Source organism: Micromonospora phaseoli, assembly GCF_900109115.1.
GTDB lineage: Bacteria > Actinomycetota > Actinomycetes > Mycobacteriales > Micromonosporaceae > Micromonospora > Micromonospora phaseoli.
Map to the genome: position 1 here is coordinate 142,183 of NZ_FNYV01000014.1, position 14,899 is coordinate 157,081.

Annotated in this window: 14 protein-coding genes; 2 read left to right on the forward strand and 12 right to left on the reverse strand. The window is 70.7% G+C overall.

What is annotated here, in order from left to right; translation table 11 throughout:
- The 3 genes from BMY89_RS26755 to BMY89_RS26765 all read right to left on the reverse strand — a co-directional run bounded on the left by BMY89_RS26755 (position 1) and on the right by BMY89_RS26765 (position 1,966).
- Entirely contained in the window at positions 1-717 is a 717-nt protein-coding gene (locus BMY89_RS26755; RefSeq protein WP_092382842.1) for a hypothetical protein, read from the reverse strand.
- 146 nt (positions 718-863) lie between these two features.
- The gene (locus tag BMY89_RS26760) at positions 864-1,430 is read right to left on the reverse strand and encodes a peptide deformylase (protein ID WP_092382867.1); all 567 of its coding nucleotides are present in this window, start codon (positions 1,428-1,430) and stop codon (positions 864-866) included.
- Between the two features lie 23 nt (positions 1,431-1,453).
- Complete coding sequence (locus BMY89_RS26765; protein WP_092382866.1) at positions 1,454-1,966, reverse strand: glycine cleavage system transcriptional repressor; 513 nt, start codon at positions 1,964-1,966, stop codon at positions 1,454-1,456.
- A 97-nt stretch (positions 1,967-2,063) separates the two neighbouring features.
- Between BMY89_RS26765 and BMY89_RS26770 the strand changes: the two genes are divergently transcribed.
- Positions 2,064-2,966, forward strand: a complete 903-nt coding sequence (locus BMY89_RS26770) for an HhH-GPD family protein (RefSeq protein WP_092382843.1) — start codon at positions 2,064-2,066, stop codon at positions 2,964-2,966.
- A gap of 52 nt (positions 2,967-3,018) precedes the next feature.
- Here the strand turns inward: BMY89_RS26770 and BMY89_RS26775 are convergent, their stop codons facing one another.
- From BMY89_RS26775 to lysS, 4 genes are all read right to left on the reverse strand, one after another.
- On the reverse strand, positions 3,019-3,672 hold the full coding sequence (locus BMY89_RS26775; RefSeq protein ID WP_092382844.1) for a C39 family peptidase: 654 nt from the start codon (positions 3,670-3,672) through the stop codon (positions 3,019-3,021).
- A gap of 406 nt (positions 3,673-4,078) precedes the next feature.
- A complete protein-coding gene (locus tag BMY89_RS26780) occupies positions 4,079-6,613 on the reverse strand; it encodes an ATP-dependent Clp protease ATP-binding subunit (RefSeq protein ID WP_092382868.1) in 2,535 nt (844 codons plus the stop codon).
- Between the two features lie 438 nt (positions 6,614-7,051).
- Complete coding sequence (locus BMY89_RS26785) at positions 7,052-7,402, reverse strand: histone-like nucleoid-structuring protein Lsr2 (protein ID WP_170147633.1); 351 nt, start codon at positions 7,400-7,402, stop codon at positions 7,052-7,054.
- A gap of 118 nt (positions 7,403-7,520) precedes the next feature.
- Positions 7,521-9,029: a lysine--tRNA ligase gene (gene lysS / locus BMY89_RS26790; RefSeq protein ID WP_092382846.1), complete on the reverse strand. Its 1,509-nt coding sequence runs from the start codon at positions 9,027-9,029 to the stop codon at positions 7,521-7,523.
- Between the two features lie 91 nt (positions 9,030-9,120).
- Between lysS and BMY89_RS26795 the strand changes: the two genes are divergently transcribed.
- Positions 9,121-9,858 carry a class I SAM-dependent methyltransferase gene (locus tag BMY89_RS26795; protein ID WP_092382847.1) on the forward strand — a complete coding sequence of 246 codons (738 nt, stop codon included), beginning with the start codon at positions 9,121-9,123 and terminating at the stop codon, positions 9,856-9,858.
- A gap of 190 nt (positions 9,859-10,048) precedes the next feature.
- On the opposite strand, the gene BMY89_RS26800 is transcribed toward BMY89_RS26795, so the two are convergent.
- The 5 genes from BMY89_RS26800 to BMY89_RS26820 all read right to left on the reverse strand — a co-directional run.
- The gene (locus tag BMY89_RS26800) at positions 10,049-10,807 is read right to left on the reverse strand and encodes a type III pantothenate kinase (protein WP_092382848.1); all 759 of its coding nucleotides are present in this window, start codon (positions 10,805-10,807) and stop codon (positions 10,049-10,051) included.
- A 19-nt stretch (positions 10,808-10,826) separates the two neighbouring features.
- The gene (gene nadC / locus BMY89_RS26805) at positions 10,827-11,723 is read right to left on the reverse strand and encodes a carboxylating nicotinate-nucleotide diphosphorylase (protein ID WP_092382869.1); all 897 of its coding nucleotides are present in this window, start codon (positions 11,721-11,723) and stop codon (positions 10,827-10,829) included.
- A 26-nt stretch (positions 11,724-11,749) separates the two neighbouring features.
- Positions 11,750-13,444 (reverse strand): L-aspartate oxidase, encoded by a 1,695-nt coding sequence (locus tag BMY89_RS26810; RefSeq protein ID WP_092382849.1) that lies wholly within the window; start codon positions 13,442-13,444, stop codon positions 11,750-11,752.
- Positions 13,445-13,505: 61 nt separating this feature from the next.
- Positions 13,506-14,402, reverse strand: coding sequence for a septum formation family protein (locus tag BMY89_RS26815; protein WP_092382850.1), 897 nt, complete (start codon positions 14,400-14,402; stop codon positions 13,506-13,508).
- Positions 14,403-14,548: 146 nt separating this feature from the next.
- On the reverse strand, positions 14,549-14,899 hold a 351-nt coding region (locus BMY89_RS26820), incomplete at its 5' end, for a transposase (protein WP_139218016.1).

Below are 14,899 nucleotides of genomic sequence, written 5' to 3' on the forward strand. Positions count from 1 at the left end.
CTAGCGGACGACGAGCTTCGCCGGCTGACTCAGCTTGGTGCCCACCCGCGCGAAGACCTCGTACGTCCCGGACTGCACCTCGGGGCCGTTCGCCAGGCCGTTGGCGCACCGACTGCTGTCCCTGCCGTTCCAGCTGACCTGGTAGGCGCGTTCGAATCCGGGGGTGAAGGACTGCACGTCCGAGCCGGCGGCGGTGCCGCAGGTGTCCGACGACCAGATCACCTCGGCGCCGGACTTGATGTACAGCTCCTGGGCGGTCGCGCCGACATCGCGGCTGCACGTGCGGTCGGAGCGGTTGCGGACCTTCAGATGGAGATCGACGGCGGCACCGGCGGCGACCTGCCCGGGAAGAGCCGTGGCGGTCACCGAGAGCTCCGTGTCTGCGCAGGTGCCCTCGTCCGACGCCGGGTTGACCGCTGGCGGATCGTTACTCAGGCTCGGCTCGGTGTCGGGGTCGTCCACCGGGGTGGACGGGTCGGCACCGGCGTCGCCCGACGGGGGTGCACCGGTCTGCGGGGTCAGCACCGAGCCGGTGGGAGTCGGCGTGCCGGTCGCCACGCCCGGGTCGGACTCACCGTTGCCGGTCGCGTCGTTGCCGCCGTCCTGCCCGTTGCACGAGTAGAGCAGGACAACCAGGAAGAGCAGAACCGCGCCGAGCACGACGGCGCGACGCCGCCAGTACACGGTGGGAGACAGGGGGCCGACCGTCAGACGCATGATGCCCCACCGTAGCGGCGTCGTGGGCGACGGGCGGTAGCGACGCGCCGTGGCTCACGCCTCCCTTCCGAACCCGACGCTCCTATGTCGACGGTCGGAGATGAAACAAGCCCCATCGGGTCACCGAGCGTGACGGATCGTCGGGCTCAGAGGTAGACCTTGCGTTGGTAGATCGCGTGGGCGCCGGCGACCCGATCCAGGAAGAGCAGGCCGGCACAGTGGTCGATCTCGTGTTGCAGCGCCCGCGCCTCGAAACCATCCGTCACCAGCTGTACGACCTTGCCGCTGCCCGGCAGCGCGCCCTCGACCACCAGCCGGCTGGCGCGCTTGACGTCACCGGTCAGGTCCGGCACCGACATGCACCCCTCACGGCCCGCCTTCCACCGGGTCGCCTCGACCACCCGGGCGTTGCAGAGAGCGAACGTGCCGTGCAGCGTCACCGCCTTGGGGTGGCCGGTGACGTCCACTGCGAAAACCTGGGCGGCCACCCCCACCTGAGGAGCGGCCAGGCCCACGCAGCCGGGTGACACCCGCATGGTGGCGATCAGGTCGGCCGCCAACTGCACCGTCTCCCCGGCGGTCGGGTCGACCTCCGCGCCCGCCCGGCTGAGCACCGCGTTCGGGGCGGAGACCACCGGGATCACCCGCCCGGCGCCGAGCACCTCCGGCACCCAGTCGCCGAGGCCCGCGTACGTCTCGGCCGGTGGGTCCAGGTCCGGCTGGTCCGGTACGCCCGTCACAGCAGGTCCGGTTCGGCGGGCCGGAGGGTCACCTCTACGCCCAGACCGGCGGCGGCCTCGGCCAGCCGGCCGGCAAGCGCGTCGGCCGCCCCCGGTGGCAGCTCGACCTCGGCGACCACCACGTAGAGCGAACCCACCAACCGCGTGCTCAGATCGGTGACGTTGCCTCCGGCGTCGGCCAGCACCCGGGTCATCGCGGCCACGATGCCCATCCGGTCGGCGCCGTGCACCGCCATCACGTGTGGCTCGCCGGCCGAGGCGGTCGCGCCGTCGGGCGTCACCGCGCGTACGGTGGCCAGCAGCTGGCCGTCGGCGGCGAGCGGGGCCAGCGCGGTCTCGACCGCCGCGGCGGTCGGGCCGACGCAGATCAGGGTCATCGCGAAGTGCCCCCGCAGCCGGGTCATGGTGCTGTCGGTGAGGTTGGCCCCGAGGCGGGCGAGCACCTCGGCGACGTCGGCCACTATGCCGGGCCGGTCCCGGCCGATGACGGTGATCGCGAGCTCGTTCATCCGGGCATTCTGCCCGATCCGCACGACCTGCCGGCGGCGGCCCGCCCGGAGGTGTCCAACCGACGGGACCGACAGGCGTGACATCATCGGCGGCGCGATGACAGACACGACCTTCGCCGGCCAGGTGAGCCGGTGGTACGAGGAGAACGCCCGGGACCTGCCGTGGCGCAAGCCCGAGGTGAGCCCATGGGCGATCCTGATCAGCGAGGTCATGCTCCAGCAGACCCCGGTGGCCCGGGTGTTGCCGGCCTGGCAGGCGTGGCTGGACCGCTGGCCGACCCCGGCCGCCCTGGCCGGTGACAGCCCGGCCGAGGCCATCCGGATGTGGGGGCGGCTCGGCTACCCCCGCCGGGCGGTACGCCTGCGTGACTGCGCGGTGGCCATCGTGGAGCGCCACGGCGGCGAGGTGCCGGACCGGCTGGAGCAGCTGCTCGCCCTACCCGGCGTGGGCACGTACACGGCCCGGGCGGTGGCCGCCTTCGCGTACGGCCAGCGACACCCGGTGGTCGACACCAATGTGCGGCGGGTGGTCTGCCGGGCGATCGCCGGAGAACCGGACGCCGGTCCGGCCACCCGGCCGGCGGACCTGGTCGCCACCGAGGAGCTGCTACCCCCCGAACCGGCGGCAGCGGCCCTGGCCAGCGCGGCCATCATGGAGTTGGGCGCGGTCATCTGCACCGCCCGATCGCCCCGCTGCGACGCGTGCCCGGTCAACGCGATCTGCGCCTGGCGCGCCTCGGGACGTGTCGCCCCGATCGGCCCCACCCGCCGACCTCAGCGGTACGCGGGAACCGACCGCCAGGTACGCGGCCTGCTGCTCGGGCTGCTCCGGGAGTCGACCGGCCCGGTGCCGCACCAGCGCCTGGACCAGGTGTGGGCGGACGACGTGCAACGGGCCCGGGCGTTGGCCGGACTGGTCACCGACGGATTGGTCGAGCCGATCGGTGAGGCGTCGTTCCGGCTGGTCGGGGATGGTCCGCTGGCGCCGGTGACAGACTGAGGGCCGGCCCCGTGCGGGGCCGGCCCTGTCGTCGGAGTTGCTGGCTGTCGGCTCAGGCGGAGTAGCCGCGGCTGGCGATCCAGTCGGCCAGCGCGTCGGTGCTGATCCAGTACTCGGCCTGGGCGGGGTTGGCCGAGTCAGCGATCCTCACCTGGTCGCCGCTGTCCCGGTAGCCGGTCACCGAGATGTAGTGGCCGCCCTCGAACGAGTGGCTCACTCCGTCGGTGTCCGTGGCTGTCCCGATGATGTTGGCGACCACACCCCGGCCGTCGTCGACGGCGCGGATGATGTCGGTCCGCAGCCGGTCGGTCTGGGCGTCGTCCGCCGCCCGACCGGGGATCTCCACCGTACGGTAGACGTCCTTGCCGGCCTTCTTGTTCAGCGCATCGGTGATCAGGTGCGCGGAGTCGGTGCCGCGCTCGGTGGTGCCCATCTCCCGGGCCAGATCGTCCTGGGAGACGTCCTTGTTCATGGTCGTCAGGGCGTTACGCACAGCCGCCGGACCACAGTAGTAGAAGTTCGGCTGCGCCTCGTAGCGCACGTTCAGCTGCCGCTCGCCATTGCCGTGCCCGCGCTCGGCGACGGCGGCCAGCGGGTTGGCGCTGTGCGGAGCGGCGATCGCGCCCACCGGTCCGGCGACCATCCCACCAGCGCAGACGGCACCGGCGGCGGTCAGGGCTGCCTTACGAATCAGCGTAGTCATGATCGTTTACCTTCCGTCTCGGGGGATCGACACGACACCTGGAAGCGAGGGTGCGGATACCGCGTCGGGAGGAAGCGCCCGGTGCTTGCGTTTGTGCAGCTGGGCATCTTGGGCGCCGGTCGGGGGTGCAACGACTCCGGCATGTCGAGCATTCCGGGTCGCCTCGAAGGCGGGCCGTTGCGGTTACCCCCTGTACAACGACCCCTGGCGGGGGCCCATGCCCCGACAAACCGTGGCGGCGGTCACACCAACCGAGCCACGGGCGATGCGAGGTTTGTCACGTTTGATGAGTTATGCGGAGTTAGCATGCTTTTCCGCCACCTGGCGGGTGGCTGACCGCTCGCGGTGCCAGCGCACGACGGCGGCCCGGTGGCAATCGCCACCGGGCCGCCGCTGTGGTGCCGGAGAACTACTCGTCCGCGCCTGCGGGCGCCGTGCTGCCGCCGAGGTCGGCCGGGACGGCGTCCGGCACCTGGGCCGGTCGGTCGGAGCCCCGGAAGACGAGCTTGGACTTGTCGATGTCGTTCGGGTCGCCCTCGCAGTCCACCACGACGATCTGACCCGGGGTCAGCTCGTTGAAGAGGATCCGCTCGGAGAGGTTGTCCTCGATGTCGCGCTGGATCGTGCGGCGCAGCGGCCGCGCGCCCAGCACCGGGTCGAAGCCCTTGAGCGCCAGGTACTTCTTGGCGTTGTCGGTCAGCTCCAGGCCCATGTCCTTGTTGCGCAGCTGAGTCTCGATGCGCTGGATCATGATGTCGACGATCGACAGGATCTCGTTCTGACGCAGCTGGTGGAAGACGATCGTGTCGTCGATCCGGTTGAGGAACTCAGGCCGGAAGTGCTGCTTGAGCTCGTCGTTGACCTTCTGCTTCATCCGGTCGTAGTTCGAGTCGGAGTCCTCCGACGCCTGGAAGCCCAGCGAGACCGCCTTGGCGACGTCCCGGGTGCCCAGGTTGGTGGTCAGGATGATGACCGTGTTCTTGAAGTCCACGATCCGGCCCTGACCGTCGGTGAGGCGCCCGTCCTCCAGGATCTGGAGCAGCGTGTTGAACACGTCCGGGTGGGCCTTCTCGATCTCGTCGAACAGGACCACCGAGAACGGTCGACGCCGCACCTTCTCGGTCAGCTGTCCACCCTCGTCGTAACCGACGTATCCGGGCGGAGCACCCACCAGGCGGGAGACCGTGTAACGGTCGTGGAACTCGGACATGTCCAGCTGGATGAGGGCGTCCTCGCTGCCGAACAGGAACTCCGCGAGGGCCTTGGACAGCTCGGTCTTACCGACACCGGACGGTCCGGCGAAGATGAACGAGCCGGACGGACGCTTCGGGTCCTTCAGGCCGGCCCGGGTACGCCGGATCGCCTTCGAGACCGCCTTGACCGCGTCCTCCTGGCCGATGACGCGCTTGTGCAGCTCGTCCTCCATGCGCAGCAGGCGCGAGGTCTCCTCCTCGGTCAGCTTGTAGACCGGGATGCCCGTCCAGTTGCCCAGCACCTCGGCGATCTGCTCGTCGTCAACCTCGCTGACGACGTCCAGGTCACCGGCCTTCCACTCCTTCTCCCGCTGTGCCTTCTGGCCCAGCAGCTGCTTCTCCTTGTCGCGCAGCTGAGCGGCGCGCTCGAAGTCCTGCGCGTCGATCGCGGACTCCTTGTCGCGACGAACCTGGGCGATGCGCTCGTCGAAGTCACGCAGGTCTGGTGGCGCGGTCATCCGCCGGATCCGCATCCGGGCGCCGGCCTCGTCGATCAGGTCGATCGCCTTGTCCGGCAGGAACCGGTCGGAGATGTACCGATCGGCCAGGGTTGCGGCAGCCACGAGCGCGGCGTCGGTGATGCTCACCCGGTGGTGGGCCTCGTAGCGGTCCCGCAGGCCCTTGAGGATCTCGATGGTGTGCGCCAGCGAGGGCTCACCCACCTGGATCGGCTGGAACCGCCGCTCCAGCGCGGCGTCCTTCTCCAGGTGCTTGCGATACTCGTCCAGCGTGGTCGCGCCGATGGTCTGCAGCTCGCCACGGGCCAGCATCGGCTTGAGGATGCTCGCCGCGTCGATCGCACCCTCGGCGGCACCCGCACCCACCAGAGTGTGGATCTCGTCGATGAACAGGATGATGTCGCCGCGGGTGCGGATCTCCTTGAGCACCTTCTTCAGGCGCTCCTCGAAGTCACCGCGGTAACGCGAACCGGCCACCAGCGCGCCCAGGTCGAGCGTGTAGAGCTGCTTGTCCTTGAGCGTCTCGGGCACCTCGCCCTTGATGATCTTCTGGGACAGCCCCTCGACCACCGCCGTCTTGCCGACGCCGGGCTCACCGATCAGGACCGGGTTGTTCTTGGTACGGCGGGAGAGCACCTGCATCACCCGCTCGATCTCCTTCTCGCGCCCGATGACCGGGTCGAGCTTGCCCTCTCGGGCCGCCTGGGTCAGGTTCCGGCCGAACTGGTCCAGCACCAGGCTGGTCGACGGCGCGGCCTCACCCGGCGCGGTGCCCGCCGCAGCTGGCTCCTTGCCCTGGTAGCCCGACAGCAGCTGGATCACCTGCTGGCGGACCCGGTTCAGGTCGGCGCCGAGCTTGACCAGCACCTGGGCGGCGACGCCCTCGCCCTCGCGGATCAGACCGAGCAGGATGTGCTCAGTGCCGATGTAGTTGTGGCCGAGCTGCAGCGCCTCGCGCAGCGACAGCTCCAGCACCTTCTTGGCCCGCGGCGTGAACGGGATGTGCCCGCTCGGTGCCTGTTGGCCCTGGCCGATGATCTCCTCGACCTGCTGGCGGACGCCCTCCAGGGAGATGCCGAGGCTCTCCAGGGCCTTCGCCGCGACGCCTTCACCCTCGTGGATCAGGCCCAGCAGGATGTGTTCCGTACCGATGTAGTTGTGGTTGAGCATCCGGGCCTCTTCTTGGGCCAGGACGACAACCCGTCGCGCTCGGTCGGTGAACCGCTCGAACATGCCCTCGTGCTCCTCACGTGCCGTGCGCACTCGATCTTGGTGGTCAAGACTTCGGCGGGGCCGGATACGCGAGCGCCCGGGACGGGCGTACGCGCCTCTTTACTCTATCGCCGCGAGCCGACTCGGCTGACCTCGTGTGTCTGCCTCGTCGGCCCGGTACGCGTCGTTTTGCACAACCATCCACGCTCAACGGGTGTTCCGGGCATGGCATCTGTACGCGCAGAGCGAAATTCGGCCGGCAGCCGAGGACCCCCGGGGACGCCGCCGGAGGCGCTGCGGCGCGCCGACGACGCCCTGCGGCGCCCTCCACAGGCTGTGGACAACGCATCCACTGGCTGTGGACAACGCCCCGCCGACCGGAATCAGTCCCGAAGACGGCGACGCCGGCCCGGAGCGCTGCTCCGGGCCGGCGTCGTGGACGACCACGACCGCCAGGTCTCAGTGACCGGCCTTCGAGTGGTACTCCTCGACGATCTCCTGCGGGATCCGGCCCCGGTCGGAGATGTCCTTGCCGGCCTTGCGGGCCCACGCCCGGATGGCCTTGTTCTGCTCCCGGTCGGCCGTCGCACCACCCCGGCCACGGGCGGCACGCCCGCCGACGACCACACCCCCGCGACCGACCTTGGTGCCGTGGGCGATGTACGGGGCGAATACGTCACGCAATTTCTCTGCGTTCGAACCCGACAGGTCGATCTCGTACTGAACACCGTCGAGCGCGAACTTGACGGTCTCGTCCGCGTCCCCGCCGTCCAGGTCATCGACCAGCTTGTGAATGATCTGCTTGGCCACGTCCCACATTCCTTTCGAGCAGGGTTGCTTGCGCCTGCCAACTGCAAGAGCACAATAACCTGTGAGATGCTTGCCGCGTCAATAGGATGCGGCAACGACCCGGCAGATTCTTGTACGACTACTCGGGGCGGACCAAGGGGAAGAGGATGGTTTCCCGAATTCCCAGGCCGGTCAGCGCCATCAGGAGCCGGTCGATTCCCATTCCCATGCCACCGGACGGTGGCATTCCGTACTCCATCGCCCGGAGAAAGTCCTCGTCCAGTCGCATCGCCTCGTCGTCACCCCGGGCGGCCAGTTGCGCCTGCGTGACCAGCCGTTCCCGCTGCACCACCGGGTCGACCAGCTCCGAGTACGCGGTGGCCAGTTCGAAGCCGAGCACGTAAAGGTCCCACTTCTCGGTCAGCCCCGGCTCACTGCGGTGGCCCCGGGTGAGCGGGCTGGTCTCCTCCGGGTAGTCGCGGACGAAGGTGGGTGCCTCGAGACCGGGTACGACCAGTTCCTCGAAGAGCTCCTCGGCCAGCTTGCCCGGCCCCCACTTGGGGTCGACGCCGAGGCCCACCTTGTCCGCGTACTCGACCAGGCGGCTGCGCTCGGTGTGGACGCCGACCTCCTCGCCGAGCGCCTCGGAAAGGACACCGAACAGGCTGACGGAACGCCACTCACCACCGAGGTCGAACTCCCGCCCGTCAGCATGGCTGACCACCGTCGACCCGCTGACCGCGATCGCCGCCTGCTGCACGAGATTGCGGGTCAACTCGGCCATGGTGTTGTAGTCGCCGTACGCCTGGTACACCTCCAGCATCGCGAACTCCGGCGAGTGCGAAGAGTCGATGCCCTCATTACGGAAGTTGCGGTTGATCTCGAAGACCCGCTCGACGCCGCCGACGACGGTCCGCTTGAGAAACAGTTCCGGCGCGATTCGGAGATACAGATCGGTGCTGAGTGCATTGCTGTGGGTCACGAAAGGCCGGGCGGTCGCGCCACCGGGAAGCAACTGCAACATCGGAGTCTCCACCTCGATGAAGCCCTGCCCGTGCAGTGAATCGCGCAGACTGCGTACCGTCGCCGCCCGGGTACGCACCATCTGACGCGCCTGCGGACGGACGACCAGGTCGACGTAGCGCTGCCGGACCCGGGCCTCCTCGCTGAGCGGCTTGTGGGCCACCGGCAGCGGGCGCAGCGCCTTGGCGGTGACCGCCCACTGCTCGGCCAGCACGGACAGCTCGCCCCGGCGACTGGTGATCACCTCACCGGTGACCCCGACGTGGTCGCCGAGATCGACCAGGCGCTTCCAGTCCTCCAGGCGTTCCGCGCCGACCCGGTCCAGTGACAGCATGGCCTGAAGTTCGGTGCCGTCGCCCTCCCGGAGGGTGGCGAAGCAGAGCTTGCCGGAGTTCCGGACGAAGATCACCCGGCCGGTGATCGAGACACGGTCGCCGGTGGCGGTGTCGGTGGGCAGGTCCTCGTAGCGCTGGCGCACCTCCGCCAACGTGGCGGTACGCGGGTAGCTGAGCGGGTACGGCTCGACGCCGTCGGCGAGCATCCGGTCCCGCTTCTCCCGGCGGACCTTCATCTGCTCCGGAAGGTCGTCGGCGGGGTCGACTGGTACGGGGCTCTGCTGGGTCACGGCATGCTTCCTCGACGGGAGAATTCGGACGGGGTCAGGCCCCGAGCGTACTCAAGCGCCCGGTCGACCGTTACTGGATAGCCTGCCGGTCATGACCGACCCCACTGCCGCCCTCTCGTTCGGCGTGGCCGCCGCCGAGTACGACCGGTTCCGGCCCCGCTATCCGGAGGCCGCCCTGCGCTGGACGCTCAGCGGCCTCGACCAACCCGCCGAACTGGTCGATCTGGCCGCCGGGACCGGCATCCTGGCCCGTGGCCTGCTCGCCCTGGGCCACCGGGTGACGGCCGTCGAGCCCGCCGCCGGCATGCGTGCGCAGGCGGCCTCGACTGTCGGTGTACGCATGCTGGCCGGCAGCGCCGAGTCGATGCCGCTGCCCGACGGGTACGCCGACGCCGTCCTCGCCGGCCAGGCGTACCACTGGTTCGACCGGCCCCGCGCTCACCCCGAGATCGCCCGGGTGCTGCGGCCCGGCGGGATCTTCGCGCCGATCTGGAACGTGCGCGACGAGGGGGTCGCCTGGCTGGCCGAGCTGAGCCGGATCGCCGAGATCGGTGACACCGTCGACCACCTCCGGCAGAGCGTGACCGACTTCGGCGCGAACTTCACCCCACCCGAGTGGGCCGAGTTCCGCCACACCACCACGCTCACCCGGGACGAACTGCTCGGCCTGGTCCGCACCCGCTCCCACTACCTCACCGCCACCCCCGACCGGCGCGCCGAGGTCGACCGCGCGGTCCACGCGCTGCTCCAGACCCACCCAGACCTGGCCGACCAGGAAACCATCACCCTCCCGTACACCACCCTGGTAGCCCGCGCCCAGAAAACCTGAACCAACCCACGACCCCCACCAGACCGCAACAGCCAGACGAACGCCCGCCACACAGACCCCACCACCCGCCCAGCGGACGGATGACGCGTGCCCACCGGAGGGTTCCGGGCAGTCCGACCGGCGCAGGGATCAAGCCTGACCGCCCGGAGCCGGTCGGGCTGCCCGGAACCCTCCACCCAAGACAAACCCGTCAGACGTTCCGCTCGTACACCATGCGCAACCCGATCAACGTGATCATCGGCTCGTGGTGCGTGATCGTCCGGCACTCGTTGAGCACCAACGACGCCAACCCGCCGGTGGCGATGACCGCCTTCAACCCGCCCAGCTCGGCCGTCATCCGCTCGACGATCCGATCCACCTGCCCGGCGAAGCCGAAGTACAGCCCCGCCTGGAGGCATTCGACGGTGTTCTTGCCGATCACCGATCGAGGTTTGGTCGCCTCGACCTTGCGCAGCTGGGCGGCGCGGGCGGCGAGCGCGTCGAAGGAGATCTCGATGCCGGGCGCGAACGCGCCACCGAGGAACTCGCCCCGATCGCTGATCACGTCGAAGTTGGTGGTGGTGCCGAAGTCGACCACGATCGACGGCCCACCGTAGAGGGTGTACGCGGCCAGCGTGTTGACCACCCGGTCGGCACCGACCTCCTTGGGGTTGTCGATGGCCAACTGCACCCCGGTGCGTACCCCGGGCTCGACGATCACGCTCGGCAGCTCCCCGTAGTAGCGGGTCAGCATGGTACGCAACGAACGCAGGGCGGCCGGGACGGTCGAGCAGGCGGCCACGCCGGTGATTTCCACCGCGTCCCCGGCGAGCAGTCCCCGGAACATCAGGCCCAGTTCGTCGGCGGTCGAACGGGCGTCGGTCTTGATCCGCCAGGAGTGCACCAGCTTGTCGCCGTCGAAGGTCGCCAGCACGGTGTTGGTGTTCCCGATGTCGATGCAGAGCAGCACGCACGCAGCCTAGACGGGCTCACTCCGTGCGCAGGTCCAGGGCGATGTCCAGGATCGGCGACGAGTGGGTCAGCGCGCCGACGGAGAGGAAGTCCACCCCCGTCGCACCCACCGTCGCGGCGTCGGCGAGGGTCAGCCCGCCGGTCGCCTCCAGCTCGGCCCGGTCACCCACGGCGGCCACCACGGCGGCGAGCGTCGCCGGGGACATGTTGTCCAGCAGCAGGAATTTGGCGCCGGCCTCGACCGCCTCCACCGCCTCGGCGAGCGTGTCCACCTCCACCTGCACCGGCACGTCCGGAAACGCCTCCCGGACCCGCCGGTAGGCGGCGGTGATCCCGCCTGCGGCGTACTTGTGGTTGTCCTTGATCATGGCGACGTCGTGCAGGCCCATCCGCTTGTTCGTGCCGCCGCCCGCGCGGACCGCGTACTTCTCCAGGGCGCGCAGGCCCGGGGTGGTCTTGCGGGTGTCGAGGACCATCGCCTTGGTGCCGGCGAGCGCGTCCGCCCAGGCCCGGGTGTGGGTGGCCACCCCGGACATCCGGCAGAGCAGGTTGAGCGCGGTCCGCTCGGCGGTGAGCAGCACCCGGGTGGGGCCGGTCACCGTGGCCAGCACGTCGCCGCGGGCCACCCGCTCGCCGTCGCGGGCCACCGACGACACCTCGACGGTACGGCCCATCCCGGTCACCTCGCCGGCCAGCTCGAACACGGCGGCGGCGACCGCCAGCCCGGCCACCACGCCGCCGGCCCGGGCCACCAGGTCGGCGGTGTCGGTCTGGGTTGCCGGGATGGTCGCGACGCTGGTGACGTCGAGCCGGTCCGGGCCGAGATCCTCGACGAGAGCGTTCTCGATGATCCGGCGCACCTGCTCCGGATCCAGCCCGGCCCCGCGCAGCTCTCGTTCGGTGTCGGCCGTCATGCCGGCCCTCCGTTCCGCTCGCTCGATCATGGAACCTCCTCCCACCGGGTGACCAGCCGGCCCTGTTCCCCGATGGCGCCGATCAGGTGGCCGTGCCACTGCTCGTCGGCCGAGCCGAAGTCCTCCCGCCAGTGGCAGCCCCGGGTCTCCCGGCGGGCGTACGCCGCGCCGACCAGCGCGGCGGCCACCGTGATCAGGTTCGTGGCCTCCCAGTCGGCGGTACGGGGAGTGCCGCGACCGGCACCCAGCTCGACCAGTTCGGTCGCGGTCGCGGTGAGCGTCGCCGCCGAGCGGAGCACGCCGGCGCCACGGGTCATCGCGCGCTGCAGCAGTGGCGTCGACGCGGCGGGCACCACCCATCCGTCGTTGCCGCGCCAGGCGCCGGTGTCCGCGGGACGGGCCTGCTCCGGCAGTCCGGCCGCGATGTGGTCGGCGATCCGCCGGGAGAAGACCAGCCCCTCCAGCAGCGAGTTGCTGGCCAGCCGGTTGGCGCCGTGCACACCGGTGCAGGCGACCTCGCCGCAGGCGTACAGGCCGGGGATGGAGGTCCGGCCGTGCAGGTCGGTGCGGACGCCACCGGAGGCGTAGTGCGCGGCCGGCGCGACCGGGATCAGCTCGGCCGCCGGGTCGACGCCGATGGCCAGGCACGATGCGACGATCGTGGGGAAGCGCCGGGCCAGGAAGTCGCCGCCGAGGTGGCGTGCGTCGAGGTACACGTGGTCGTCGCCGGTGGCCAGCAGCACCCGGTGGATGCCCTTGGCCACCACGTCTCGCGGCGCCAGCTCGGCAAGATCGTGCTGGCCGAGCATGAAGCGCTTGCCGTCGGCGTCGACCAGGTAAGCGCCCTCGCCCCGCAGCGCCTCGGAGACCAGCGGCTGTTGGGCGTGGCCGGCGCCGGGCACCCGGGAGTGCTCCGGCACGATCAGCGCGGTCGGATGGAACTGCACGAATTCGATGTCGGTGACCGCCGCCCCGGCCCGCATGGCCAGGGCGACCCCGTCGCCGGTGGAGACGGCCGGGTTGGTGGTCGCCGCGAAGATCTGGCCCATGCCGCCGGTGGCCAGTACGACCGCCCGGGCCAGCAGGGCACCGACGCCGTCCTCGCTGCCCTCGCCGAGGACGTGCAGGGTGATTCCGCACGCCGGGCCCAGCCCGTCGGGGCCGTCGCCGGGCGCCCGCAACAGGTCCAGCACCAGCGCGTGCTCGACGAGCCGGATCCACGGGTCGCGGCGTACCGCCTCGTGCAGGGCCCGCTGCACCTCCGCGCCGGTGGCGTCGCCGCCGGCGTGCACGATGCGGTCGGCCCGGTGTCCACCCTCCCGGGTCAGCATCAGCGAGCCGTCGACGTTGCGGTCGAACTCGGCACCGAGGCGCATCAACTCGCGCAGCCGGGTCGGCCCCTCCTCCACCAGCACGCGTACCGCCGCCGGGTCGCAGAGGCCCACGCCGGCGATCTGGGTGTCGGAGGCGTGCATGGCCGCGCTGTCGGCGGGATCGAGCACCGCGGCGATGCCGCCCTGCGCCCACCGGGTCGACCCCTCGTCGATCTTGACCTTGGTGACCACGGTGACATGCAGGCCCGCCTCACGCAGGTGCAGCGCGGCCGTCAGCCCGGCCACTCCGGAGCCGACCACGATCACGTCGGTGGTCTCCACCCAACCGGGGGCCGGAGCGGCCAACAGGCTCGGCAGCGCCGGCAGGCCGACGGTCAACAGGTCCATGTCCCCAGTCAACCCGAATGCCTCTCGGCTCGGGCGGCGGGGGCGGGACGAGTGGTTCCGGCTACTTCGTCCGTACCGGCAACCCGGTCGGACCGGCACCCTTGAGCGAACCGGTCACGCTGCGATCGCTGAGCCACAGGTAGCAACGCACGCCCCGGTCGCCGACCCGCCATCGACCGGCACCGGGCGGACGTACCACCACGTCGCTGCGGAAGACCAGGTCGCCGTCGTCCGGCAGGCCGGCCCACCGGGCGAGGACGGAGCGGCAGCCGGCGTAGAACGGCGCCCACTGCGCGGTGCGCGTCGGGTACGGCCGGTCCGGCGCCGGCCACACGCCGGCGAACTCCGCGTCGTGGCGCTCGGCACAATCCACCGGCACCAGGCTCTGCACCACTCCACCCCGGCCGGTACGCGCCTGCTGGCAGCCCAGCCGCAGCGCTGACGCCGTCCGGAGCGTGTCGCGCAGTGAGCCGGTACGCAGCACCACGGCGGCCCCCGACTCCACCGTGTCAACCTCCATCAGGTCGCAGCGGTACCACCGCGAGCCGGCCACCCAGCCCGGTCCGGACGGCACCGCGACAGCCAGCCGGAGCCGCCCGGCCCGCCAGTTGTCGCCGACGTAGCCGTTGGCCCGGCTGTCACAGTCGGCGAAGGCGGTACGCAGCTCGGTCGACGTGGTCGACGGTGGCTCGCTCACCACCCCGGGAAAGGCACCCACATGTACGGTCTCCACCCGGTGCGGCGCGGCACAGTCCACCGGCTCGTACGCCCCGAGAGGCACCGCTTCGACGAAGTCGGCCTCGTGGCAGACCCCGGCGGCCGGGGTGAACGGGCCGGGTGGCGGCAACGCCTGCCAGTCGTCGACCAGGTCACCGTCGAGCCCGGCGGACGCCGCGCAGCCCGCGAGCAGCACCGCCGCGGCGAAGGCCGCGATCAGGGTCCTCGTCGCACGCTTCATGGCGCCGCCTCCCCCAGTCAGCGGCCGTCGCCCGACGGCACCCTCAGAGTAACCAGAAATGACCTTCCGGTGACAGACCGGAATCGCACCCCAGACGTCGCTGCTGGTGACGCCCCCTGCCGGCGGGCAGGGTGTTAGGGCGTGTTTCATAAGTGGCTGCGTAGCCAGGTGTCGATGGTGGCGATGATGATGGTGGCTTCGTAGCGGACGGCGAGTTTGTCGTAGCGGGTGGCCAGGGCGCGGTGTTGTTTGAGTTGGTTGATGCCGCACTCGACGGCGTGGCGTTGCTTGTAGGTGTGCGGGTTGAAGGCGGGTGGTCGGCCGCCGCGTGAACCTCGGGCTGCCCGGTTACGGACCTGGTCGGCTTTGATCGGGATGGTGGCCTTGATGCCCTTCGCGCGTAGCCAGGCGCGGTTGGCCGCGGAGCTGTAGGCCTTGTCGCCCAGGACCCGATCTGGTCGGGTCCTGGGTCGGCCTCTTCCTGGGCGGGGCACCCG

Excerpts from the sequence above, each read along its gene's own strand:
- BMY89_RS26755 (WP_092382842.1), bottom strand. The coding sequence starts at position 717 with ATGCGTCTGACGGTCGGCCCCCTGTCTCCCACCGTGTACTGGCGGCGT.
- BMY89_RS26765 (WP_092382866.1), bottom strand. The coding sequence starts at position 1,966 with ATGAACGAGCTCGCGATCACCGTCATCGGCCGGGACCGGCCCGGCATA.
- BMY89_RS26770 (WP_092382843.1), top strand. The coding sequence starts at position 2,064 with ATGACAGACACGACCTTCGCCGGCCAGGTGAGCCGGTGGTACGAGGAG.
- BMY89_RS26780 (WP_092382868.1), bottom strand. The coding sequence starts at position 6,613 with ATGTTCGAGCGGTTCACCGACCGAGCGCGACGGGTTGTCGTCCTGGCC.
- BMY89_RS26795 (WP_092382847.1), top strand. The coding sequence starts at position 9,121 with ATGACCGACCCCACTGCCGCCCTCTCGTTCGGCGTGGCCGCCGCCGAG.
- nadC (WP_092382869.1), bottom strand. The coding sequence starts at position 11,723 with ATGACGGCCGACACCGAACGAGAGCTGCGCGGGGCCGGGCTGGATCCG.
- BMY89_RS26810 (WP_092382849.1), bottom strand. The coding sequence starts at position 13,444 with ATGGACCTGTTGACCGTCGGCCTGCCGGCGCTGCCGAGCCTGTTGGCC.
- BMY89_RS26815 (WP_092382850.1), bottom strand. The coding sequence starts at position 14,402 with ATGAAGCGTGCGACGAGGACCCTGATCGCGGCCTTCGCCGCGGCGGTG.